Source organism: Nocardia niigatensis NBRC 100131, assembly GCF_000308655.1.
Lineage (GTDB): Bacteria > Actinomycetota > Actinomycetes > Mycobacteriales > Mycobacteriaceae > Nocardia > Nocardia niigatensis.
Map to the genome: position 1 here is coordinate 106,656 of NZ_BAGC01000110.1, position 23,392 is coordinate 130,047.

21 protein-coding genes and 2 pseudogenes are annotated in these 23,392 nt (G+C 63.8%); 10 read left to right on the forward strand and 13 right to left on the reverse strand.

The window, feature by feature from the left end:
* The first annotated feature begins 114 nt into the window (after positions 1-114).
* From istA to ON33_RS41995, 4 genes and pseudogenes are all read left to right on the forward strand, one after another.
* Positions 115-1,611: pseudogene (gene istA / locus ON33_RS34020) on the forward strand (IS21 family transposase).
* Entirely contained in the window at positions 1,608-2,399 is a 792-nt protein-coding gene (gene istB / locus ON33_RS34025) for an IS21-like element helper ATPase IstB (protein WP_040863244.1), read from the forward strand. Before istA ends, istB begins: the two are co-directional and overlap by 4 nt.
* 1,064 nt (positions 2,400-3,463) lie before the next feature.
* Positions 3,464-4,147, forward strand: coding sequence for an ATP-grasp domain-containing protein (locus ON33_RS40285; protein ID WP_169336870.1), 684 nt, complete (start codon positions 3,464-3,466; stop codon positions 4,145-4,147).
* Between the two features lie 766 nt (positions 4,148-4,913).
* Complete coding sequence (locus ON33_RS41995) at positions 4,914-5,954, forward strand: hypothetical protein (RefSeq protein ID WP_157184872.1); 1,041 nt, start codon at positions 4,914-4,916, stop codon at positions 5,952-5,954.
* A gap of 222 nt (positions 5,955-6,176) precedes the next feature.
* On the opposite strand, the gene ON33_RS34030 is transcribed toward ON33_RS41995, so the two are convergent.
* The 4 genes from ON33_RS34030 to ON33_RS34050 form a co-directional block, all read right to left on the reverse strand.
* Positions 6,177-7,211 carry a CHAT domain-containing protein gene (locus ON33_RS34030; RefSeq protein ID WP_040863245.1) on the reverse strand — a complete coding sequence of 345 codons (1,035 nt, stop codon included), beginning with the start codon at positions 7,209-7,211 and terminating at the stop codon, positions 6,177-6,179.
* A 54-nt stretch (positions 7,212-7,265) separates the two neighbouring features.
* Positions 7,266-8,440 (reverse strand): IS3 family transposase gene (locus tag ON33_RS34035; RefSeq protein WP_085996885.1). Its coding sequence is split into 2 segments (ribosomal slippage): positions 7,266-8,185 and positions 8,185-8,440, totalling 1,176 coding nucleotides; the frame shifts between segments, so codons are not numbered across the junction.
* A gap of 62 nt (positions 8,441-8,502) precedes the next feature.
* Positions 8,503-10,116 (reverse strand): ATP-binding protein, encoded by a 1,614-nt coding sequence (locus ON33_RS34045; protein ID WP_157184873.1) that lies wholly within the window; start codon positions 10,114-10,116, stop codon positions 8,503-8,505.
* Positions 10,100-10,513, reverse strand: a complete 414-nt coding sequence (locus tag ON33_RS34050) for a hypothetical protein (RefSeq protein ID WP_040863247.1) — start codon at positions 10,511-10,513, stop codon at positions 10,100-10,102. Before ON33_RS34050 ends, ON33_RS34045 begins: the two co-directional genes overlap by 17 nt.
* Positions 10,514-10,632: 119 nt before the next feature.
* On the opposite strand from ON33_RS34050, the gene ON33_RS42000 reads away from it, so the two are divergent.
* Positions 10,633-10,773: a hypothetical protein gene (locus ON33_RS42000; RefSeq protein ID WP_157184874.1), complete on the forward strand. Its 141-nt coding sequence runs from the start codon at positions 10,633-10,635 to the stop codon at positions 10,771-10,773.
* Between the two features lie 280 nt (positions 10,774-11,053).
* Positions 11,054-11,260 (forward strand): cytochrome C oxidase subunit IV family protein, encoded by a 207-nt coding sequence (locus ON33_RS34055; RefSeq protein ID WP_051153314.1) that lies wholly within the window; start codon positions 11,054-11,056, stop codon positions 11,258-11,260.
* 276 nt (positions 11,261-11,536) lie between these two features.
* Here the strand turns inward: ON33_RS34055 and ON33_RS38835 are convergent, their stop codons facing one another.
* Together ON33_RS38835 and ON33_RS34065 are read right to left on the reverse strand one after the other, a co-directional pair.
* Entirely contained in the window at positions 11,537-12,433 is an 897-nt protein-coding gene (locus ON33_RS38835; RefSeq protein ID WP_051153315.1) for a PaaI family thioesterase, read from the reverse strand.
* A 211-nt stretch (positions 12,434-12,644) separates the two neighbouring features.
* Positions 12,645-13,223: a TetR/AcrR family transcriptional regulator gene (locus tag ON33_RS34065; protein ID WP_040863249.1), complete on the reverse strand. Its 579-nt coding sequence runs from the start codon at positions 13,221-13,223 to the stop codon at positions 12,645-12,647.
* A 163-nt stretch (positions 13,224-13,386) separates the two neighbouring features.
* Between ON33_RS34065 and ON33_RS34070 the strand changes: the two genes are divergently transcribed.
* From ON33_RS34070 to ON33_RS34085, 4 genes are all read left to right on the forward strand, one after another.
* Positions 13,387-15,735 carry an MMPL family transporter gene (locus ON33_RS34070; protein ID WP_040863250.1) on the forward strand — a complete coding sequence of 783 codons (2,349 nt, stop codon included), beginning with the start codon at positions 13,387-13,389 and terminating at the stop codon, positions 15,733-15,735.
* A gap of 192 nt (positions 15,736-15,927) precedes the next feature.
* Complete coding sequence (locus tag ON33_RS34075) at positions 15,928-16,638, forward strand: hypothetical protein (protein ID WP_245551048.1); 711 nt, start codon at positions 15,928-15,930, stop codon at positions 16,636-16,638.
* On the forward strand, positions 16,635-17,294 hold the full coding sequence (locus tag ON33_RS34080) for a cytochrome c oxidase subunit 3 (RefSeq protein ID WP_051153316.1): 660 nt from the start codon (positions 16,635-16,637) through the stop codon (positions 17,292-17,294). The genes ON33_RS34075 and ON33_RS34080 overlap by 4 nt, the downstream gene beginning before the upstream one ends.
* Entirely contained in the window at positions 17,291-17,566 is a 276-nt protein-coding gene (locus tag ON33_RS34085) for a cytochrome C oxidase subunit IV family protein (RefSeq protein ID WP_040863251.1), read from the forward strand. Before ON33_RS34080 ends, ON33_RS34085 begins: the two co-directional genes overlap by 4 nt.
* 131 nt (positions 17,567-17,697) lie before the next feature.
* Here ON33_RS34085 and ON33_RS42600 read toward each other — a convergent pair whose 3' ends face one another.
* The 7 genes and pseudogenes from ON33_RS42600 to ON33_RS34115 all read right to left on the reverse strand — a co-directional run.
* Entirely contained in the window at positions 17,698-18,294 is a 597-nt protein-coding gene (locus ON33_RS42600; RefSeq protein WP_174391594.1) for a zinc-binding dehydrogenase, read from the reverse strand.
* Positions 18,291-18,680 carry an alcohol dehydrogenase catalytic domain-containing protein gene (locus tag ON33_RS42605; protein ID WP_174391595.1) on the reverse strand — a complete coding sequence of 130 codons (390 nt, stop codon included), beginning with the start codon at positions 18,678-18,680 and terminating at the stop codon, positions 18,291-18,293. The genes ON33_RS42600 and ON33_RS42605 overlap by 4 nt, the downstream gene beginning before the upstream one ends.
* Before the next feature lie 10 nt (positions 18,681-18,690).
* Positions 18,691-19,662 carry a DUF7064 domain-containing protein gene (locus ON33_RS34095; protein ID WP_040863252.1) on the reverse strand — a complete coding sequence of 324 codons (972 nt, stop codon included), beginning with the start codon at positions 19,660-19,662 and terminating at the stop codon, positions 18,691-18,693.
* Positions 19,659-20,708, reverse strand: a complete 1,050-nt coding sequence (locus ON33_RS34100) for a phosphotransferase family protein (RefSeq protein ID WP_063711133.1) — start codon at positions 20,706-20,708, stop codon at positions 19,659-19,661. Before ON33_RS34100 ends, ON33_RS34095 begins: the two co-directional genes overlap by 4 nt.
* A gap of 1 nt (position 20,709) precedes the next feature.
* Positions 20,710-21,945, reverse strand: a complete 1,236-nt coding sequence (locus tag ON33_RS34105; protein WP_083869506.1) for an enoyl-CoA hydratase-related protein — start codon at positions 21,943-21,945, stop codon at positions 20,710-20,712.
* A gap of 79 nt (positions 21,946-22,024) precedes the next feature.
* Complete coding sequence (locus ON33_RS42010) at positions 22,025-23,047, reverse strand: lytic transglycosylase domain-containing protein (protein ID WP_040863254.1); 1,023 nt, start codon at positions 23,045-23,047, stop codon at positions 22,025-22,027.
* A 70-nt stretch (positions 23,048-23,117) separates the two neighbouring features.
* A pseudogene (locus ON33_RS34115) lies at positions 23,118-23,392 on the reverse strand (ABC transporter ATP-binding protein); the annotation flags it as partial.

The following is a 23,392-nucleotide window of genomic DNA, read 5'->3' on the forward strand; positions in this document are numbered from 1 at the left end:
GCGGCCAGGTAAAAGTCCCCACTCTCTTGCTCGTCGTGTCATGCCCGGAGCTCGTGGCCTGGGCGGTGACGGTGATAGCGCCAACTGTCATCCGTCACTGCCCAGGGAGTTCCATTGAAGTCTGCGAGGGAGCGAATGGACATCATTTCCGCCTATCGAGAGGTCGGAAGCTATCGTGGGGCCGCCGAGTTGTGCGGCACCACGCCCAAGACGGTGAAACGTGTGATCGAGCGCGCCGAGGCCGGTGATTCCCGGCCCGAACGAGCGGCTCGGCCACGGAATTTCGATCAGGTGACCGAGTTGGTCGCCGAACGCGTGAAGAAATCCCAGGGCCGGATCTCGGCGAAGCGGTTGTTGCCGATCGTCCGCGCCGCCGGTTACGAGGGTTCGCCGCGGAACTTCCGCCGCTTGGTGGCCGAGCAGAAAGCTTTGTGGCGCAAGGATAATCATCGTGGTCGGCGTCCGGCGGTGTGGTCGCCGGGTGAGTATCTGGTGATCGACTGGGCCTAGGCGGCGCCCGGCCTGCAGCTGTTCTGCGCGGTGCTGGCGTTCTCGCGGTGGCGGTTCGCCGCGTTCGCGCCCGATCAGAAGCAGTCCACCACGCTGGCGTTGATCGCCGAAGCCTTGGCTGCGATCGGTGGTGTCCCGGCGAAGGTGCTCGCTGATCGGATGGGGTGTTTGAAAGGCGGTGTGGTCGCCGACGTCGTCGTCCCGACCCCCGAATACGTCAGGTTCGCAACGCATTACGGGTTCCGGCCGGATTGGTGCCGGGCCGCGGATCCGCAGTCGAAGGGCCTGGTGGAGAACTTGTGCGGGTATGCCCAGTCCGATCTGGCGGTCCCGTTGCTGACCGAAGCCGCGATGACCGGGCAGGCGGTGAGCCTGCGCGAGGCCAACGCGGCGGCGAAAACCTGGTGCGCGGAGGTGAATTCGGCCATGCATTCGGAGATCTGCGCGGTCCCCGATCAACAATTGGAAACCGAGCGAGAGTTGTTGGCGCCGTTGCCGTCTCTGCGTCTCGAGATCGGTCCGGCGGTGACACGCAAGGTCGACCGGCTGGCCTGCGTCCGTTACGGATCGGCGCGCTATTCGGTCCCGATGCGGCTGATCGGCACGGTCGTGAACATTGTCCTCGATCACGGCGCGCTGCTGGTGCTCGAGCCCGCGACCGGGGTGATCGTGGCCGAACACGAACTCGTCGCCCCGGGTGAGGCGTCGATCCTCGACGCCCACTACGACGGCCCGCGCCCGGCCCCCAACCGCGGACCGCGCCCGAAAACCACTGTCGAACACCAATTCTGCGCGCTCGGTGAGGATGCCGAGGCTTTCCTGGTCGGAGCTGCCGCCATCGGCAACACCCGCCTGGGCTCGGAGTTGGAGATCCTGCTCGCTCTCGGCGCCGCCCATGGCGAGGCGGCGCTGGTCGCCGCGTTGCGGCGGGCGGTGGCGTTCAAACGCTTCCGCGCCGCCGACGTCCGCTCGATCCTGGCCGCCGGCACCGGCACCCCGCAGCCCCGCCCGGCCGGGGACGCGCTGGTCCTGGACCTGCCGACCGCGCCGACCCGATCGCTGGACGCCTACAAAATCACCCAGGACGGGAGTGCTTCGTGACCACGACTCGATCGAAAACGACTGCACCCAAGCCGATCCCGGAACTCGCCGCCGATCTCGACGCCGGGTTGCGGCGGCTCAAGCTCGCCGCGATCCGCCGCACCGCGCCCGAGGTCCTGGCCGTCGCGAAGACCCAGCGCTGGACCCCGGAAGAGGTGCTGCGCACCCTGCTCGACGCCGAACTCGCGGCACGCGACGCCTCCAACGCCCGCAACCGGCTCAAGATCGCCGCGTTCCCGATCACCAAGACCCTCGAGGGCTTCGACGTCGCGGCCTCGTCGATCCCGCAAGCCACCTTCGACTACATGGCGAATCTGGAATGGGTTCGCGCGCAACAGAATCTGGCGTTGATCGGGCCACCGGGAACGGGCAAGAGCCACACCCTGATCGGGCTCGGCCACGCCGCGGTCACCGCCGGGCTCAAGGTCCGCTACTTCACCGCCTCCGACCTGATCGAGGTCCTCTACCGCGGCCTGGCCGACAACACCGTCGGCAAGGTCATCGACACGCTGCTACGCGCGGACCTGCTGATCCTCGACGAAATCGGGTTCGCCCCCTTGGACGACACCGGCACCCAACTACTGTTCCGCCTGGTCGCGGCCGCCTACGAACGACGCTCACTGGCCGTCGCCTCCCACTGGCCCTTCGAACAATGGGGCCGGTTCCTGCCCGAACACACCACCGCCGCCAGCATCCTCGACCGACTACTGCACCACGCCACCGTCGTCATCACCGACGGCGATTCCTACCGCATGAGAAACCGCACCAAGCGAGGTGAACGACCCTGAACTGACCACCCCACCCCGCAACGGGGTGGGGACTTTTACCTGGCCAAAAACGGGGACCACCAGATGGCCATTGACAGTCGAAGTAGATTTGAGTGAGCTGGGTCAGGTTCTGCCGATGTCACCGAAACTGGAAACCTGCCGAGCGATGGAATTGGGCGCGCCTACGGATCCGGTTGTACCTGTGCTACGGCCACCCGTCTCACCACCGACGAGCCCGGATCCTCGCCTCACGCGCGCAGCATCGCGCGGCCGGATGCAGTATCCACCGCCCCTCGATCAACCGATCGGCCGTCGACACGACGAGCCGTCAGGAACGGGTGACCGCGTTCCCGCGGCGAGCGGGACAGGCGGAGCTGTGCCCGTCGACAGTGCATGCAGAGCGCCACCACCGCTCTGCCACGGGCGACGCTCCGAAATACGCGACGAACGACATCTAGGAACTCGCTCGGAGAGGTGACGTGCCGCCGGTAGGATTTCCACCAGCCGGACACCGATTGATCGGCAGCGCCGGATCCTGGGCGAGGGTGTATATGGTGTCATCTAATCCGGTCGTGTCAGACGGCCGCCTTCGTTGTGCTGCCATGTCCGCCGGCCTTGACATGCCACTACAACGGGTCCCGCCCGCCCGTCTATCAGCAGGCCAGCACCCGCTACGGGCAGGCCGACCGCGGCACGTGCTGAGACAGCGTCACGAACTGATCTGGGTCGGAATTTCTTGCGAGCGATCCAAGTATTGTGCCGCTACCGATCAGCTTGAGCGAAGTTTACTCTGACGAGAGTTTTTCTATCGATCCGAGGGATTCAAGTAATGCAAGAAAGTTGGCGAACGTCCGCAAACAGCAGAGTTGCGATCCGCCAATTGCACGGAATTAACTCAAGGGTGGGAATCAACAATGGTATCGTCGTTACCTCGGTTCGGCCACGACCTCCGACCTTCGTTTGTCAAGCAGATCGGCGAGGCAGCCGAGGATCAGGGAATCGAACTCGATTGGCTTTCAGACTATTGGGTCGCCCGGCTACGTCGAGCCGAAACAACGAAGTACCTCACGGGGTACACCTTTCCGGTGAACGACGCGGCGGCGGCCAATATCGCCAACGACAAGGTTGCGAGCTTCGCCGTCCTAGACGATTATGGACTGCCTGCTGTAAGGCATGATCTATTCCGGTTCAAGGCGATATCCGAGTCCGACTGGGTAGACGCAGTAATTTCCGATATAGGGCTACCTGTGGTCCTCAAACCGTATTCGGACAGTGGCGGTATTGATGTTGAGCGTGCCACCACCCAGCATGAATTGACTGCAATTTTGACCAGCCTCTCGACGAGGCATCGAGCACTCGCACTGTCACCGTATCTGAATATTCAGCATGAGCATCGGATCGTCATGTTGGACGATCATGCTCTACTTGCCTACCAAAAAGTTCGACAACCAATCAACCACGCTGGCGAGCTGGAATGGAGACATAATCTACGGCTTGGAGCCCAGGCCGAGACCATTGTTTTGGAAACAGTCGCGCCGATGGTTACTCTAGCCCGGCAGACTATGCGAGCGCTAGGTCTCCGATTTGCGTCGGTCGATATCATCGAGGTTGCAAATCTGATAATGGTTCTCGAAGTCAACAGCGCCGTCACGCTTGAACATTTCAGCCAACAGAAGCCCGAATTCTTCATGCATGCGAGCGCAATCTACAGTGATGCAATCCAGCTTTGCTTTGGCGACCACCGGGAGTGGGTAAAACGCAGTGGATGATTCGGAGATCGTGCGGTTGTATCATCTTTTCGATGCAAAGTACCGGCTCGGTGAACTACGTGGAGCATCTACTACAGGCGCAACGCTGCTTCGCCGCACCGAGAGCCCCATTTTGCTGACGGCTCCGCACAGTGTCACCCAATGTCGGAACGGGCGAGAGAAGTTGGCGGAGTTCTGGACCGGCGCGTTTGCCGAGACGATAGCGGAGCTGCTCGGCGCCAACGTACTGACATCGCTGAGTCCGCGGATCGAAAACGAGAACGCTGCATCACGCGACCCATTCCTGGATGTACTGCAGCTCATGCTGTCGACCGACAGCATGTCCCTCGTTATCGACGTACACGGGCTACATGCTCGACATGAGATTGACATTAATATAGGGGCGGCAGGAATGCCCCATGCTAGCAATGTAGTCGCAATAGCCGAAACTCTTGCCTCGAGCTTCAAAGTAGCAGTCGATCATCCTTATAGCGGCGGAAGCGGAATTGCCGGAATGATAAACCGAAAGGAGCCCCGCGCGATATCGGCGCTTCAGCTGGAGCTCGGACCACGTTTGCGGTGCGACACCGTCGACGGCAGAGAATTGCGAATGGTAGCGGACGCAATCCGTTGTTTTGCGAGGTAGTACACCTTGGGGATAGACTGGGAACTTGAACTCATCAACGCGATTAACGCGGACAATGAGGACTCCATGCAATTGTGCATCAATTCCAGAACAAGGAAGATGCTGAGTAGCGCACCCGCGCAGTATCGCCACCATGCAGGCATGACGATGCGCGATTTCGATCGAAGTGCACATCAGCCGTTGGTAAACTTGCGATCCGATAATGTCGCGGATGAGTTTCGAGTCCATTTCAGCGTTGGCGACTCGTCGGCAATGAACCTATTCGTCGCTCGAATGACTGTCCCAGGTGGACCATGGCCCGGCCACTACGGGCTGGAAGGAATCCTATTCTCAGCTCGCCAGGTCTTCTTTCCAACGTGGTTTCCGTCGGCCGCATGGAGATCACAGCTCGTCTTCGGGAACGTCGCCAATGCTTCGCACGGATTCCTACGCGGTCAAGGCGCAGTGCTATTTCCAGAGCTACTTGCATTAGAACAACCTCTTGAGTACCAGGGATTCGGAGTCGTATTCGTCGATAAACTCGTGAGCCTGTTCACTGATCGTGTGGTCCCTGCCCTAGAGCTGCTGGGAATCGAAGGCAGCGACTACCTCGACATCCAGTCTCACCGCGAACTAGCTTTTCTAGCCCATGAATGGGGCCACCTGTCGGGGCCGGTCGCCTACGATGAGACGGTTCAGACTCGTCGTAGGCGGGTCCTTGCTGTTGTCAGCGAGTTGCATGCCGACTTGGCCGGTTTCACGATGTTGATGACTCGAGGAAGCGTCGAGTCCATAGCTGCCGCGAAAGTGCTCGTTCTTGACCGTATCTGCCGTGAAGCATGGTTGCCGCGAGCACATTCTCAGGTTGATAGCATAGCGGCTCGCCAAATGCTAATAATGTTGCGCGACAACGGCCTTTCGGTAATAGCCGGCGGTGACTTACGACTGGACTGGCAGAATGTCGCCCGCCGCCTGGCCGGTGAACTGCGGGTCGTGGAGTATGTCGATCAAGCGTGCCTCGGGGGGGAGGTTGAGCCCGCTCGGGCCTATCTAGCAAGTTACGGATGGAAAATTGGACCGAACGAGTTTCACATCAGTCTTGTGGACAATGTGGCTGCCGCTTTCCGTGCTGCCGCCAATACCAAAAACGCCACGCGACCATCTAGCAGTGGGGGCGTTGCAAGATGGGACGACAGACGATAGGCCGTCAATTCTCGCTCGAAAGCGTTGCCGGGCAAGGCTTTCGAGATCAGGTTTGTCGATCAAGACACGAACTTCCTGAGTTCTGTCTCGAATCGGCACGGTTACAAGAACATCGAATACGAGGCCTGACCGTCGTCGGGTACGACGGCGGTACCGATCTGATGCAAGCCCGCGTGGTCGGCGGTGGATGCGACTCAACTCCAGCGATCCAAACAAGGCGGTTCAACGCTCGAAGACACACAACCCCGCCCACGCCCAGGGCGCATCGCTCGGCATCGAGGTCCCGATCGCGCCTGGGATGGATACACGTTCCGGGCGTGATCGGTCGTACTGCAAGCGGGCCCGCCGCATCGCTTCTGCAGGCGAGACGCCGGCACCGAGTTCGTGTAGTGCCGTGGCCACTATGGTGCCAGTACACGCGTCGTCGGCGGGGAGGGCGAAAAGCCCGGCGATGGCAGTCGTGGCTCCGCCCAGAAGGCAGACGGTGGCTAGGTTGAGCAACTCACCAGATCGCGGCCCCATATAGCGGCCCGCGAAGCATGCCTCCAGCACTGCGACTGTGCCGTCGAGTGGGTGGGACAGCAGATCGATGGCGTCGACCACACGAGTCCCGTCGCTGGCAACGAGCGCGCCCTCCGCACGTTGGGTCGATTCACCGTGACAGCTGATGAGCAACAGCTGGTTTGGTCCTAGGCTTCTGCGTATCTCGCTCGCATAGTGCGTCCACTCAGTGAGGGCGGCACGCTCGGGATTCCACGACAAGGCCGGATCGAGGTAGGCGACGACGGTCTGCAGGTCGGGTTGTCTGCGGGCGGTGGTCGGGATCGGGAGTCGAGTTACCGCCGCACGGATGCCTACCGGAACCCCGGCGAGCATCACCGCCTCGAAGGGAATGTGGGCCAGAATCGGCGGGAGGACGACCGACAGTGCCGGAACGTGCTGTCGGAGCATCCATCGCTGCACGTCGACCGGCAACAGAACATCAGTCAGATCGGTTTGCCACGAACGCATCTGCGGATTCCAGAGGACATCGGCGCGATCGGAGGTGATGGCATAGCCGAGCGCGTCGATTTGATCGATGTGAGTCTCGTTGAGAGGAACCAACTCGACGGTGGTCTCTCCGCCGGGGATTCGGTAGGCCAGGGGCAGCTGGCTGTCGCGAGTCGGCGCCCCGTAAATGACAACCGCATCGGTGGGGTGGGCCTCGGCCAAGTCGTCGAAACCGATCGTGCAGGGTGCTTCGGACGGGTCGAGCACCGCAAGTTGGACTGAGGGGCCGGAAAGTTTTCGGACAGCGAGGTTTTGGTTATCTCAAGCTGCCTGATTCGCCTGGAACCAGGCGGACTCTACTTCGTTCGGTGTGTGGTAGTCAATTCCGGAGTGAAGCCGAATCTGGTTGTACCGCAACTCGATATAGCGGGTGATGTCGCGTCGGGCGTGTTCGCGGGTCGGGTATTGGGTGCGGTTCACTCGTTCGTTCTTCAGGGTTCCGTTGAACGATTCCGCCCAGGCGTTGTCGTAGCAGGTTCCTGTGCGGCCTACCGACCTTTGGATGCCGAGTTCTTTCGCCACTGCCGCGAATTCAGCGGAAAGATACTGGCTGCCGCGGTCGCTGTGGAAGATTGTTCTCCCGGCGGCGATGGGCAGGTTCCGGGCGGCCATGCGCAGTGCGTCGGTCACCAATTCGGTGCGCATGTGGTCGGCCATGGCGTAACCGACGACTTTCTTCGAATAGCAGTCGAGCACGGTGGCCAGATACAGCCATCCTTCCCAGGTGCGAATGTAGGTGATGTCGCCGACGAGTTTGCGTGCCGGCGCGTCGGCGGTGAAGTCGCGCGCCAGCAGGTCGGGCAGGTCGGCGGCGTCACCGGCGATGGTGGTGACCGGCCGGAACGGGCGGGGTTGGCACGGCACCAACCCCAGCTCACGCATGATCTTGCGCACGGTGTCCGGATCGACCACGGTGCCCCACCGGGCGAGCTGGGCGTGGACGCGGCGGTAGCCGTAGGTGCGGTCGGAATGGTCGAAGCAGAACCGGATCTCGGTTTCGAGGACTTCCCGCCACTGCGCCGTGGCTGACGGTTCACGACCGCGCCAATCGTAGAAACCCGAGCGGGACACCTCCGCCCACCGGCACATGTCGACCACGGAATGATTGCCTTCTTCGGACGCGATGAACGCGTATTTGGCCGTTACCGGTGCTTCTTCGCGAAGAAGGCCACCGATTTTCCCAGGAAGCGGTTCTCCTCTTCCAGTTCCCGGACCCGACGCTCCAATTCCTTCAACCGGGCGCGTTCCGGCATCGACAAACCGGTGTCCGCTGCCGAGTTCGTGCGCTGGAACTGTTTCACCCAGTTCCGGATCGTCTGATCGGTCACCCCGCAATCGCGCGCGACATCGGCAACCGGCCGAGACTTCTCGACCACCTCACGTGCCGCCGTTTCCCGGAACTCCGGGCTGAACTGACGCGACTTCCTCTGTGCCACAAACAACTCCGTTCAGTTACCCAATTCTACTTTGGGTCGCTGTCCGAAGAAGTTCCGGCACCTCAGACATTGAGTTGCTGAAGGAGATGGCGTTGAGAGTGCGGGTCGGTTCGGCTGCGCAGAGGAAGATCACGAACCCGGTCGAGAAAATCGGTGACTCGACTACTGAGATGGCCTGACTGCAGGGTGTTTCGCAGACCCAGCGGCGTCGCATCGATCAGCAGGTCGGCGGCCATCCGAGTAGTTTCTGGCCGGCGCACGACGTTTGCGACGGAAAGCAGTGTGGTCGCGACGTCGCGCAGCGCGAAATCATGATCGGCGCGGCGGCCCGGATCGATCACCTGCCTCCGTGCCCGCCGAAGGGCGTCGATCGACTGTCGCATGGCGCTCACCACCAGTATCGTGTCCGAGCGGTCGGCAGCTGCACGGGCGGTCATGGATAGCGCGTGGGCTTCCCCAGTCGCGATTCTCATGCGACGGTATAGGTTTGCCGCTGCAGCGGCCGCCGCCAAGCGCTTGTCTGGCGTGTCCTCGATTTCCGCTTCCAGCAGAAGAATGTTGGCTTCGGCGAGCGGATTGGATCCCGCCGATGTAATCGTGCGGGCCTGACTGAGCGCGTCACGGGCACCAGACATATCCCCGAGAACCGAGCGAATGCGTGCGGCTGCACGCAGCGCTCCGGCCAGCCCGAGCGTGTCCGGCGAGGCTCGGAAACTGCGCAGCGCCTCTTCCACGTCGGTGAGCGCACCCGCGGTGTCATGTTCGGTGAGCCGCAACATCGCTCGCTCGCGTAGCGTGTAGCCCAAACCGGGGGCACTGTCGATCTCGCGATAGTTCGAGACTGCTCGATCGAGCCGTCGACGTCCTTCGGTGTTTCGGCCCAGCAACAGCGCGTTGATGGCGAGCGCTCGCTCGGTATTCGCGATACCGAGCACGTCGCCGTGCTCAGCGTATGCGGCCGCCGCGTCCTCGTATGCCTCGTCGGCAGCTGCATAGTCGGCGGTCCATGCCAGCAGGTGGCCCCATTCGAGCAGGTAGTTGGCGCGAGGATGGCCGTCTGGGGCCCCGTCGAGCGCGTGTTGTATCGCGTCGAGAGCATTGAGGATCTCGCCGCGGTGGCGGTACACAACGGACAGCTGCTTCCACGCCCGCCGGATCGCTGGTTCGTCACCGACGGATTCAGCTAGATGTTTTGCCAACGTCAGTACCGGCTCGGGATCCTCGGGGTAGCCACTACCCGAATGCGATTCGGCCAGCGAAACCAACGCCCACGCGCGCCCGCCCGGATCGTTTGCGGCCTCGAAAGCACGGTCGGCTGCGCGAAGATGTTCGGCAGCCTCGGGTTGCCGATCGAACTGATTGAGCGCCATGCCGGCCTCGAGATGAAGGTGGGCCGAGATCACGCCCCCATGCTCGCCCAGTGCCGTCAGGCCAGAGTTTGCCGTACTCAAGACCGCGGCGAGGTCATCCAGAAACCGAAATGCTTTGGCCCGCAGTGCAAGTGCCCAAGCATACGCATCGCAACTTTGCCAGGACGCAAGCAGCGGTAGGGCCCGGTCGGTTTCCGCTATGACCGTCGCCGGTTGCTGGGGGCTGATCCGGTCAAGGTAGTTGAGCCAGATCTGGACGTCTCGCAACGTCTCTGGTGTCGGCGCGGTGTCACTGGATCCGGACATGGATCACGTCGCCGCTCTCATCGGCCAGCCCGCTGAAGGTGTAGCCGCTTGCCTTACCCGACAGCTTCCAGCCCTGGTGGTCGACCTTGCGGATCTCCGCGATCTGGACGTCGGTGTACCCGCAGTCTCGCAGGTATCGAATGACAGTGTCGGTTACTGTCTCCGCGCTCGCGGCCGAGTCGCCGGGCGCCGGTGTCCAACCGCGGGTGACTAGCCCGAGCGCTGCAGCCTTGAGAACATCGAAGGTGACACCTGCGGCGACCGCGTCGCTGATCCAGGTCACGGCTTCGACCGGAAGTGACAAGGTGCCCTCGTCGGGGATCGGTTGTGGTGCGCCAGAATCCACGACACGAGCCAAGACGATCGCGCTGCCGTCGCTGAGCCCGATCACCTGCATGTTGGATCCTTTCGTCGGTGTGCCTTCCATGCCTTGCCAGTAGCGAGAGCTCGCTCACTGCAAGCTAATCAGAGCGCATAGCTCACGTACTGCGAATGCGAGCGTTCGCTGGAGACATCTTGACGGCGATCTCCGCAAAGAAAAAGAACATGAGCTGCCTGAGGTTGCGCCGCCACAACTCGCTCTCCTCACTTTGCCTGGGCACGGGTCGTCTCGTGGATTGCGAGTTCGCCAAGCCGATCGAGGTCACGGCGCTGTGAACCCCACCAAACTCTCCCAACAGAGCAAGCGCAGTTCTATGCCGCTGTGCGGCCTTCGGGTGAGCAGAACCGACCGGCGTTCTCAGCGGCCACCCGGGACGCTCCGATCGGCGTTACCATCGAGGGCTTCGGGCGCGGAGGCAGCATCGGAGCAGCCGCGCAGGAGATCATGCCCACGACGGCGGCCGCGCCCCGAATCGATAACGGGAGTCCGGTATGTCGACCTGACGGTGCCGGATCAGCCTGGTGACCTGGGCAGTGGCCTTCACGATCGCGGCCGGTGTCTTGGCTAACCGGAACCGAATTCGGCAATCGCTCCGAATCCGCGGTCACCATCCTGCTGCTGGCGGTGTCCTTCTTCAAGATCCGCCTCATCGGCCTGCACTTCATGGACATCCGCACTGCCCCGCGCCGCCTGCGAGTCTGGTTCGAGGCCTACATCGCGGGCGTGCTGGGGATACTTATCGCCCTGTCCGTCCTGGCCTAGCGCGGGCGAGCCCTCGACGGATGGCCGGTGAGACAACGATCTCGCCGACCATCCGCGTACGTCTCACGAGCCATTGCCTTCCAGCCTGGTGAACTGTGCGACAACCGATTCGAGATCGTCATGGTCGGCGCGAACCTGGTGTTCTACAGCGCAGTCGGGTGGTGCCCGGCAACGCTGCTGTTACGACGAGCCGGAGTTCCCACCGAGCCGGCGACCTGCCGTGCGCAGCGACACTGACGCGTGACGACAAACCCAGTCGACCAAATGCGTTCAGCCTCAATGCCGCATCGAAGGCACGGTGTTGTGGTCGGTAACCACATCGGAATCGTTCGCACGCAACATCGTGCAAGTCGCAGTAACCGCAGGACGATTCGGATCGGACTGATAGAGATGGACATTGAGGGCAGCCACTCTCCCGCCCACGCGGTCCACGACCGCAACCGCGGAGAGAGGAACGTCGCCGATGGATGCCGGCCGATGGAATGTGACATCGAGGCCGAGGGTCCGCACAGGCCCGGCAGCGGCCGTCGCTGCGTCGAGCAGCGCGAGGTCCGCCAGCGACACCAAGATGCCTCCGTGAACGATTCCGAATGGGTTTGACATCCACGGCTCCGGGTGCAGCGTCAGAACAGACCTTCCGGGCACGCGATCCTTCACTTCGACGGCGAGGAAGGTCGTCAGAGATTTCCCTCGAGGCATAAAGCGGTCCACGCTTTCGGCCGCAACCTCGTCGCCCACGGCGGGCACCACCGCGAATCTGCCGGTGACGTGCGTGACCAGCTTGCCCGCCGGTGATAGGACGCGACCTGCGGCGAGCACCGTGTCCGCCCCGATGTCGAGCACCTCGGCCTCGGCTGTCACCCGACCTTCCCCGCGCAGGCCTCGCTCTCCCACGCTCAGCTGCAATGACAGCGTCCGAATTCCGACCTCCGGCACGAGCACCGACTGCACCGCGCGGCCGACGACGAAATCAGCGAGCGGCCCCAGCCAGCCGATGGGCAGCAACCCGGGCATGCCTTCTGCCAACTGCTGTTCGGCCAAGACCTGCCCGGAACTGTGACCAGTCTGTCTGATTCCGAATCGGCGCTCAGGACGACCGAGCGGGTGACTCTCCACCTCGACCGCACGCGCGGCCGGGTCGTCCGCGACAATCCGTTGGCCGAGCAACGTCATTGATCACTCCTATTCGGCAAGGTCCTTCGGACGCTAATTGAATCTAGATTAATTTCTTACGTCAACAAAGAAGCCACGGGTCTCACTTCCAGCGGGCCCGCCATCGCGGTCGCGGATTGCCGCACATTCACAGCCGACACCCAGCCGGTGTCAAAACGCGCCAGACGTCCAGCCGTGACCGTTCCCATGTCGGCGATGGCGGTACGGCCGGCTACAACGGCGGAAGTGGCGTGGCCTGCGCGGGGTTCAGCGCATCCAGCAGGAGACTCAAGTACCGCCGTCGCGCAGGCTTTTCGAGCTCGACGGCGCCGAGAGCGGTGATGATCATCGAGACGAGGTACGGAACATCCTGCGGTTCGATGTCCGGACGCAGGTTTCCCGCAGCCTGAGCCCGCGCGACGGCAGCCCCGAAGATCTCCCCGCTCTGCGCCAGGAATTCCGCGGTGACCTCGGTGAGGTTGCCGACCGAGGTGACGAGCCCGCGCTCGCGGTGCATGATGTCGGCCACGTGTTCGGCCACATCGAGCAGGGCCTCTCGAGGCCGGCCTTCCGCGTCGAACTCGGCCAGTACCGGTTGAATCTCGGTCGTGAGGATCCGTTCGTAGACGGCACGGGCCAACGCCTCGCGGTTGGGGAAGTGCCGGTACAACGTCGCCACGCCGACGCCCGCTTCGCGTGCGATGTGAGCAAGGGTCGTCGAGCCGCCCTCAGTGGCGAACAGACGCCGGGCCGCATCGATGATCCGGGAGATGCTCGTGAAGGCGTCCGTCCGAAGCGGTTTCGTCGCCACGCAGACTTCGCTCCTTCAGTCGATTCACCGATACCCGGGCTGTGACCGAGCGTACCTTGCCAGCCAAAATGATAGCTCACTACCGTTTTGATAGTTGACTATCAGTTGCCTACGTGGCAGGACCGTTGTGGCCGCCGCCGGGTGCGCCGAGAGGAATCACGCAATGTCGAGCCTGCTGTATCACATCGGAAAAACCGCCTATCGGCGACCTTGGCACTTCATCGCGCCCTGGGCCGTAGTTCTGGCGACGATCATCGGCCTGCTCGCCGTCTACCCAACCCAGCTGAGCAGCGAGGCGCGGATCGACGGCACGCCCGCCCAGAACCTCATCGACGACCTTGCCGAGAAAATGCCGCTGATGGCAGGTGGCCAGGGCATCATCGCCTTCGAGACCGAGAACGGTTCACGGATCGACTCCGGGGACAACCTCAGCACGCTGCTTGCTGCAGTCGACAAGGTGTACACCAGTGACCATGTCATCGACGCCCGCGCGGTACTGAAGCAGCAAGCCGCGAAGGGGATGAACAGTCCCACCATTCGCGCCGCCGGAGCGACCACGCTCTCCGGAGCTTCATCGGGTCAGGCCGCCGCGACCCCGCTGACCATCAACGGACAGGCGGTGCCGGGCGTAATCATCTCCCCGGACAAGACCAGCGCCGTTCTCCAATTCCAGTTCGACAAGCAGACTTTCGAACTCCCCACCGACACCATCGATAACACAGTGGAGGCGGCGAAACACGTCACCGCCGGCCACGACATCGCCGTGCTGCCGTCGGCATCGATGGTCCAGGTGCCCGCCATCGTGGGCGCGGGTGAGGTGGCGGGTGTCGCGATCGCCGCACTCGTGCTGCTGGTGACCCTGGGATCGGTGATCGCGGCCGGGCTACCGCTGGTGACCGCGTTGACCGGTGTCGGCGTAGGAGTCGGTGGCGCTCTGGTGGTGTCGCATCTGGTCTCGCTGCATTCGCTCAGTGCGGTCCTCGGGCTCATGATCGGCCTGGCCGTCGGCATCGATTACGCACTGTTCATCGTCAACAGGCAGCGCCGCTACATTCTCGACCATGACGCGAGCGCCGAGGAAGCCGTGGGTCGCGCGCTCGGGACCTCGGGCACCGCAGTGGTATTCGCGGGCAGCACGGTCGCCATCGCACTGACCGCGCTCGCCATCGTCCGGATCCACCTGATCATGACCATGGGTATCGCCGCCACGGCGACGGTCGTGATCGCCGTCCTGGCCGCGGTGACGCTGCTGCCCGCGCTGCTCGGCCTCACCGGCGAGCGAATCTGCTCGCCCAGAGCGCGCCAGCGGGCTGCCTTCAGGCGGGCCGCCGATATACCCTCGCGGCGGGTGCGCAAGGTCGCGACCACCTGGGTAGGCATGGTGAGCAGGCACCGATTCCTCGCGGCGACGGCCGCGCTGGTCATTGCCGGGCTGCTCGCGTTTCCGGCCACGCAGATGAGCCTCGGCTTGTCTTCGGGTGCGAGCTACAACCAGGGGACCGCACAGCGTGAGAGTTACGAAGTCGTGAAGAACCGCTTCGGTCCGGGGTACAACGGGCCGCTCGTCGTTGTCGCCGACGCCGGAAACCGGGAAGGTCCGATCGCCACCACCGATATCGCTGCCCTCTATCGCGATCTGACGCAGCTGCCCGGCGTCACGTCGGTGACACTCGGCGCTGTGAGCGACAACGGCCGGACCGTCGTCTTCTCCGTAGTGCCGAGCAGCGGGCCCACGGACTCGCCCACTGAGCAACTTGTTCACGAGATCCGCAGCGGGGCACCGACTTTCGCGAGTGAACGACACGTGGACATCGGCGTTACCGGATTCACCGCACTGGGTATCGACGTGTCGGCACGCCTCGCCCACGCACTCCCCGTCTACCTGGCGGTGGTGGCGGTGTTGTCGATCTTCTTGCTGGCCTTGGTGTTCCGCTCCATCCTCATCCCGATCAAGGCCACCCTCGGCTTCGTGCTGAGCATTCTCGCCGCGTTCGGCGCCACCACCGCCGTTTTCCAGCAGGGCTGGGGGCAGGCGCTCCTCGGATTCCACGCCACCTCGCCGATCCTGGCGGTACTGCCCATCGTCGCCACCGGCCTGCTGTACGGGCTCGCCATGGACTACGAGGTCTTCCTGGTATCCGCCATGAAGGAAGCCCACGCACACGGACGGCACGGGAACGAGGCCATCGCCCACGGTTTCGAACAGGCCGCACGAGTCGTAGTCGCCGCCGCGGCCATCATGACGGCCGTCTTCGCGGGCTTCATCTTCAACGACGACCCGATGATCCGGCAGTTCGGCTTCGCATTGGCGGTCGGCGTCGTCGTCGACGCCTTCGTGGTGCGCATGCTGCTGATGCCCGCCCTGATGTCGATCTTCGGCGATGCCGTCTGGTGGATGCCGCGCGCACTCCAGCGCGTACTGCCGAATATCGACATCGAAGGACAGGGACTCGACCTCGAACCGGCGGATGAGCTTCCCGCTCAGCAGGATCTGGTTGCATCCGGGTCATAACCCCTCGACGCCCCGGGTGCCTCTCCCGAACGCGATTCGGAAGTGGCACCCGAGGCCCCACGGCCCGACCCCGCCGGGAGGTGCCGAGCGGTAGCGGCACCCACCAATGGAAGGTGTGATTATTTTAATATAGATTAACCTTGCTGTACCGCCCAAGTCGGCCACCCGCCGACCCGATCGAAGGATGCCCCGATGAACGCTCGAGTCAGGAATCTCTGCGCACTGGGTGGACCAGCGGCGCTCGTAGTCACGCTCATCGGCTGGACGATCGCGGGCCTGCTGCCGCTCCCGCTGAGCCCGTCGGCTTCCACCGACGAGGTCGTGCGCTTCTACACCGAGGACCCGACCCGGGTGATGATCGGCTTTGTCATGGCCTCGGTGGGCGTGGTGCTGATGCTCCCGATGTTCGGGCTCATCTCCATGCACATGCTGCGCATGGAGGGCCGCACGCCCCTGCTGACCTTCGTTCAGCTGATCGCCGCCGCGGTCACCGTCATCATCAACCTGGTTCCGCAGATGCTGTTCGCGCTCATGGCATTTCGAACCGATCGGGATCCGCACACCTTGCAGCTGCTGAACGATGTGACCTGGATGATCCTGTTCACCCCCATCATGCCGTTCATCATTCAGAACCTCGTGATCGGCACCGCGGTGCTGAACGACAAGCACGGCATCTTCCCGCGCTGGAGCGGGTACCTCAACCTGTGGGTCGCCTTCGCATTCGTTCCCGACGTGCTCGCGTACTTCTTCCTTTCGGGCCCCTTCGCCTGGAACGGCGTCTTCGTGTTCTGGCTTGCCCTCGGCGCGTACGGCGCATTCCTCGTCGGTATGTACTTCGCTGTTCGACAGGCGAATTCCACGCTCGACGAAGCTCTCGGCGCGCCGGCACCGGTAACGGCATGACAGCGTCGGGATCTTTCGACGCCATAGAGCTGCCGGCGTTCGTCTGGGACGAAATCGGCTCGGACCCGGAAGCCGTCGACCAGGCGAAGCCCGACCCCAGCGACGCGCCGGGCGAGCTGGGTTTGTGGGTATTCATCCTCGGCGACATGACCCTGTTCGGTCTCTTCTTCGCTGTCTTCCTGTGGGAGAACCGGCGCGACCGGATCGCCTTCGCCGAATCAGCGGCGCATCTGCACCGATCGATCGGCGCCGTCAATACGCTGGTATTGCTGCTGAGTTCCTACCTGGTGGTCGTCGCGCTGCACGCGTACCGACGAGGCTCGATGGCACACGCACGTGTCGTGCTGATCGGAGTTCTCGGGTGCGCCATGGTGTTCGCGGCATTGAAGGCCGTCGAGTACAGCGCCGCGATCACCTCCGGGCACGTGGTCACGAGCAATATGTTCTGGACGTTCTACTTCATCCTGACCGGGATTCATCTCCTGCATGTGTTGATCGGCGCGATCCTCGTGACGCTCTGGTGCCGGAAGTGCACCGATGGCAAAGCCGGAACCACCGCCACCCGGTTCTCAGAGATCGCCGCCGTGTACTGGCACATGGTCGATCTGCTGTGGGTCGTCATCTTCACGCTTCTCTACGTGGGGTGTTATTCATGAAGGCAGTCGATATCCCGCGCAGGGCGACATGGGTCTGGATCGGCCTTGTCGCCGCAACGTGCATAACCTGGTGGTTCGGCGCGGACCATCCTCTCGCCTCGATCAGCGTCAAGTTCGCGTCTGCCGCCGCGGTGGCCATCGCCTTCGTGAAGGCATATTTCATCGGATCGGAATTCATGGAGTTACGATCGGCACCGCTCGTCCTGCGGCGCGTGTTCCAAGGCTGGGTGGCTACCTTCGGTGTGGCTGCCATGGTCCTGTCGGCCATTTGATCGCGACGGCGGAAACGGCAGGGGCGGCTAGGGTTTTTTGTTGTGCCGCTCCTGCCGACGCGACAGCACGCCCACCGCCATGGCCGTACCAGCCATCACAAGGAAGTACGCGACATAGAGGGCGATCAGGCTCACCATGTAGACGTAGGCAATTCGATGACTGCTTTGCCGACGATCGACCCCTGTTCGAGGGCGGTAAGCGCGGCACCCGCGTCGGCCAGCGCGTAGCGCGCGCTCACATAGGGCCGGAGTCCGGATTCGGCCAAGTCACTCAGGGCGGCCATGGTCTCCACGAAAGCCGCAGGGCGAGAACGCAGGTACTCCCCCCCACGCCACGCCGGTGACCGAGATATTGCGCAGCAGTGGCCGATTGACCTTGATCGCGGGAATACCTTCGCCCGAAGGAAGCCGACGACCAGCAGAGTCCCCTCGCCGGCCAGTACGCGAACCGCGTCATCGAATGCCGCTCCCCCGACAGGATCCAGCACGTGATCCACGCCCACCCCATCGGTGAGATCGCGAACCCGCAGGGCCCATCCGGGCACGAGCCGAACCACATGGTCCGCCCCCAGCGCTGTGAGTCGCTGTGCGACGCCTTCCCGGCGCGCCACCGCGATCACGGTGGCGCCCAGCGCCTTCGCGATCTGGATCGCAGCGGTTCCGATTCCCCCGGCCGCACCGAGAATGAGAACGCTCTGCCCGGGACGGACAGCCGCACGCCGGGTCATCGCGAAGTGCACCGTCTGGAAGTTCGCCGGCAGCGCGGCGGCTCACCGAAATCGAGCGCCCGGGGTTTGGCAGCAACCATCTCGGGCGCGACAGCAACGAACTCCCCGTAGCCGCCCAGTTCCGGGCAGAAGGCCACGACTTCGTCGCCCGGGGACAGCGCGGTGCCGACCGGCGCGGAGACCACGACGCCGGACACCTCTACACCCGGCACGAACGGCGGCGAGACGCGCAGCTGGTATTGCCCGCATGTCATCAGCAGATCGGGGAAGTTGACGCCCACCGCGCGGACGGCCACGATGACCTTGTCGCGAGTGACGGGCACCGGCAGCGATGAAACGCGTAAGGCCGACGGACCCGTCAGGTCCGTCGCCTGCACGGCGGTCATGAACGGAACCTCAGACACCGAGTCCCACCGGGGCATCGTTCACGATCTGGTCCAGATACTCGGCCATACCGAACAATTCCAGGCCGTCGTCGGCGATCCAGCGAATCTGGTTCTCGAGGATTCGGGTGATCTGCTCGGCCCCCGAGTCGTCAATTTTGCGGTGTCGCAGCGGCACGGTGGCTCCGACGTCGCCGATCATGCGCCAGCTCCGACCCTCAGCGGCAACAAGTTCCACGAGAATGCGGCGCGGCGTGTGCGTCTCATCCCGTTCCGTGCTGACCCGGACACCGATGCAGCGGTGCACTTCGATCCCATCCCAGACGAATCCGCCCGTCAGTGGCTCCCCGTTTTCGGCTCCGAAGTAGGCGCCCATGAACCCGAACCGGGGGCCCGAGCCGTGCAGCCACCGATAGAACCACGGCGCTTGCCACGATCGTGGGCCCCACGAGTGATCGCGCAATCCGGCGCCGGCGATCTCGAACAGGTTGCCGTCCAGGGTGATCGTTCCCGCGACGGCCATGATCTGCTCGTAATGGTTGGGCGCGAACGCCGGACCATCGCCGTCGAAGTTCTCCGCGTAGGGATCGCAGAGCCGGGTGAAGGTCAGCTTCACGGCGCAATCGACCACCGGCATACCCGCGAGTTTGTGTGGTTCGGACAGTATTTCGGGAGTGTCGAGAAGATTCACCGCCCCATCGAAGGTGGCGCCGAGCATGGCAAACGGCTCCACGACGCGGAATTCGAGACCAGCCCCCAACATCGTCTCGTTCGTCGTCGCCTCGGGCCGCGCGAATCCGAAGGCGAGTCTCCCATCCGGGAGATAGAGGCACACCGTCCGCTCGCCACGTCCCTCGTTGGGACGGTTGGCCAATCTGACGAATCCGCTGATCCGATTTCCCGGGGAGTGGAAATGGAAGTACATGGATTCATTGAAGTTGGGCTCGCTGCCGACCGGGTGCGTGTAGTCGTCTTCCGGCTTCACTGCTGGCCTCCTCGGGTCGCGCGTCGGCTACCGTGATGGGCTCCATGGATGAACACGGCCGCCTCCTCGAGCAGGTAGCCGATGGTGGTGTCCAGTTCGGCGAGGTCGAGTGCACCGTGGTCACCCATGGCTCCCGCTCGACGGCGCAGCAGCACACCCTGCAGCAGCGTCGCCGCCCGCCAGTGTGAGAAGGCACGGTAGTAGCCGATCGAGTCGGCATTGAGACCGGTTGCCGCGCAATACATGTCGATGAGCTCATCGCGGTTCGGAAAGCCGCCGGCCCGGGTCGGGCTGGGCATGATGATCTGCGGTTCGCCGGGACCGCGCCAGTCGTCGAGCAGCCAGGCCAGGTCCGCCAGCGGATCGCCCAGCGTCGCCAGTTCCCAGTCGAGCACGGCGGTGATCCTGCCGGACTCGACGAGCAGGTTCGACAGTCGATAGTCGCCGTGGGTGATCACCGACCGCTGCTGCCGCGGCGCCTCGGCCTCGAGCAATGACCGCACATACTGCCAGATCCGGTCGTGCGAGCTCTGTTCACCCCACTGCGACCAGCTTCCGACCGCCCGCCGGATCTGCCGCGGCAGAAATTCGGTGTCGGGCCCGAGGTCACCCAGCCCCACGGCCACCGGCTCGAGGGAGTGCAGGCGCACGAACACCTCGATCACCTGTCGTCCGAGCTGAAACCGCTGTGCCGGACTCAGCTTCACCGCATCCGATTCCTTCTCCAGCGGCGCACCTGCCATTCGGGTCATGACATAGAAGGGACCCGCCTCATCCGTCCCGATCACGGTCGGGAGCGGAATTCCGTTGTCGGCCAGTGCATTCAGGATCCGCGCTTCGCGCAACACATTGTGCGCACTCGGGTCGTGGTTACCCGGCGGCGGCTCGCGCAGCACCCAGGCGGCACCCGCCTCATCGCTGATCAGGCTCGTGATGTTCGACTGCCCGAAGCCGACTCGTTCGATTCGCAGCGAACCGTTCACCTCGGTGCGTTCCGACAGCCAGCACCGAAGCTGTTCGGCCCGTGCCACCTCCGTCCCGGTCATGTCACCGGCCCTCGAAAGTGGGCTTGGATTTCGTGATGAAGCTACGCACCGCTCGGGCAGCATCCACTGTCGCGCCGGTGCGAGCCAACGCGTCGATCTCGGCCGCTAACTGTTCGGACAGCGTCGAGGACTCGGAATTCCGGAGCAGGGCACGGACTTCCGCGTAGGCACGCGTCGGTCCCGCCGCCAGTGTCTCTGCCCGGTTCAGCGCGATCTCCTCGAGCTTTTCCGCGTCGACGACCTCCGAGATCAAGCCCCACTCGCGGGCTTCGCGTGCGTCCAGGACGCGGCCCTGATACAGCGCCTGCGCCCGGCGCAGTCCGACCAGGCGCGGAAGATACCAGGACGTACCACCGTCGCCGGACAGTCCCAGTGCCGAGAACCCCGTCGCGAATTTCGTTCCCTCCGCAGCCAGCGCGACGTCGGCGCTGTAGAGCAGGCCGAGCCCGCCACCGCCCACCGAGCCGTGCACCGCGGTGATGATCGGCGCCTGCAGCTCGCCGAAGATTCGGAGGGCCTCGTGGTACGGCGTCACCATCCGTCGCAGGGTCGTCGACAGCTGTTCCGGCTCGGTGTCGGCGAAGACGGTGATGTCTCCGCCGACGGTGAAGGCCTTGCCGTTCCCCAGGATCACCAGAGCTCGCAGGTCGGAACGCGCTGCACAACGTTGCGCGACCTCGTACAGATCGTCGGCCATCGTCTGATCGATCGCATTGCGCTGGTAGGACCGGTTGAGCCGCAGCACGGCGATCCCGTCCGTCACCGCGAACTCGACTGCGCGCAGGCCGCTGTCCGGGGTCAGGGCGCGGCACCATCGTTCGGTGTCGGTGAGTTGCACGAGCCCGCTGATCCGGCCCTGCGTGAACGTGAGAAGGTGGATGAATTCCGCGTCCAGGTCACCGTTCCCGATCCGGGCGTAACCGGTGTACCGGCCGATGACCGCGAGACGCCCGTCATCGAGCCAATGGAACTGCGCCGGAACAGCCCGCGCCGTGTAGTGCCTGGCGATGCGACCCCAGAAGTCGCGCCGCATCGCGTCCGGCCCGTGGTAGACGCCACCGAGCTCGAAGGGCATCCCGTCCGCGGTCCGCCCCTCGAACCGGGGATGGAGAAGAACATCCAGCCGTTCCCGATCCCCGGCAGCCAGCGCGTCGTACAAGCCGCCCGCAAGCTGTCGGGCCGCATCCCGTTCGTGCTCCGGCAACGGAGACGTCGAGCCATCGCTTTCAGCGTTCATCGTCGAACCCAGCTCTCATATAATTTCTTCTAATATAGATTTAAAACCGTAGTTGAGGCTGGTACATGCGGTCAAGCCGCTACCCTGCGGACGGTGAGCACAGGATGCCGCAGGGAATCGGCGGCAGCCCCGGAATGACGATCATCGGCTGTTGTCGAGCCGGCGAGTCGGGCTCGGATTCCGTCCGGGGCTGTGGCTGGGTCTCGTGCTCCGATTCCGGCGAGGGCTCGGTCGTGGCGGGATTCGGCTGATCCGTGTCGGGTTGTGGAAATGGAATCGGAGCCGGGATCGCCGACGGGAGTGCCACTACCCCGCCTCCGCCATAGGACGCCGACCAGCGCAGCACATCCGACGCGTAGGACCTCGAGTTGTTGTAGCGCAGAACGGCGGGCAATTGCTGGTCCGGATCGCGCAGGTTCGCTCCACCCGCACACAGATAGCGGCCCGCGGCCAGGGCCGCGTCGAACACATTGTTCGGATCGGCATAGCCGTCACCGTCACCGTCGGCGCCCCAGAGTACCCAGGTGCCCGGCAGAAATTGCATGGGACCGACGGCTCGGACGAACCCACCTCGCCCGTCGGCGATCACTTCGTTGCCGGCCAGCGTTCCATCGAGCGCGGGCCCGAGAATGGGAGTCACTGTCGTGCCATGAGCGTCGACATTGCCGCCACCGGCATGCCCCGACTCGATGCGCCCGATGCCCGCCAACAGATTCCAAGGCAATCCGCAATCCGGTTGGGAGCGAGCAAGACTCAGCTCGGAATTGCGATAGGCGCCCAAAACGATCTCCGGGATCCCACGGACGCTGGGTTGGCTCGTCGCGGCGGCGGTGTTCGCGCTGGCCGCCGCGGGCGGCCGCGAGATCAACGCGGCCGGATCCGCGGCCGGTGCCATGTGCGGGCGGATCGGTGGAAGCGTCTCCGCTGGAACAAGTCCCACGGTCGGGCTGGAGTCCATCTGCTCACTCTCGGCCGACCGCGCGGCACCCGGCACGCCCATTGCGAGCAATGCGGGCTTGTGCGGCGGACTGATCACCGACGAAGTGGACATGAACACGCCGACGATGCTCAGCGCGGTGAGGGCAACACGATGTAAAGCCATTGCCGGTCACCTCGTTTCGCCCTTGTACTCGCGACCCGACGAAACGGTGGCGAGATGGCGACCCAAGCGTTCACTGGGCATAGCCGGCTCCTTCCGGCATGACGGTCTCCGGATCCGAGACCTGATCGATGTCCGCCAGGATCGCTTCCTGTGCACTCGGCGGGAGCGTGTGCATGATCTGGCGGACCCGCTCGCGACGACGGTGCACCGCGCCACGCACCGGCATGCCCGGCTGTGCCCGCATCTGCGGGATGATGCCCTCGATCTCCTCGGCGCCACCGGCATGGTGACCCGAGTCGAACATGGCCTGCTCGCGGGCCATCTGAGCTTCGTCCTTCTCCTCCG

Bases quoted from the DNA above. Each gene is read 5' to 3' on its own strand.
- ON33_RS41995 (WP_157184872.1), top strand. From the start codon at position 4,914: ATGACGATGCGCGATTTCGATCGAAGTGCACATCAGCCGTTGGTAAAC.
- ON33_RS34045 (WP_157184873.1), bottom strand. From the start codon at position 10,116: ATGTCCGGATCCAGTGACACCGCGCCGACACCAGAGACGTTGCGAGAC.
- ON33_RS34050 (WP_040863247.1), bottom strand. From the start codon at position 10,513: ATGCAGGTGATCGGGCTCAGCGACGGCAGCGCGATCGTCTTGGCTCGT.
- ON33_RS38835 (WP_051153315.1), bottom strand. From the start codon at position 12,433: ATGACGTTGCTCGGCCAACGGATTGTCGCGGACGACCCGGCCGCGCGT.
- ON33_RS34070 (WP_040863250.1), top strand. From the start codon at position 13,387: ATGTCGAGCCTGCTGTATCACATCGGAAAAACCGCCTATCGGCGACCT.
- ON33_RS34075 (WP_245551048.1), top strand. From the start codon at position 15,928: ATGAACGCTCGAGTCAGGAATCTCTGCGCACTGGGTGGACCAGCGGCG.
- ON33_RS34080 (WP_051153316.1), top strand. From the start codon at position 16,635: ATGACAGCGTCGGGATCTTTCGACGCCATAGAGCTGCCGGCGTTCGTC.
- ON33_RS34085 (WP_040863251.1), top strand. From the start codon at position 17,291: ATGAAGGCAGTCGATATCCCGCGCAGGGCGACATGGGTCTGGATCGGC.
- ON33_RS42600 (WP_174391594.1), bottom strand. From the start codon at position 18,294: ATGACCCGGCGTGCGGCTGTCCGTCCCGGGCAGAGCGTTCTCATTCTC.
- ON33_RS42605 (WP_174391595.1), bottom strand. From the start codon at position 18,680: ATGACCGCCGTGCAGGCGACGGACCTGACGGGTCCGTCGGCCTTACGC.
- ON33_RS34100 (WP_063711133.1), bottom strand. From the start codon at position 20,708: ATGACCGGGACGGAGGTGGCACGGGCCGAACAGCTTCGGTGCTGGCTG.
- ON33_RS34105 (WP_083869506.1), bottom strand. From the start codon at position 21,945: ATGAACGCTGAAAGCGATGGCTCGACGTCTCCGTTGCCGGAGCACGAA.
- ON33_RS42010 (WP_040863254.1), bottom strand. From the start codon at position 23,047: ATGGCTTTACATCGTGTTGCCCTCACCGCGCTGAGCATCGTCGGCGTG.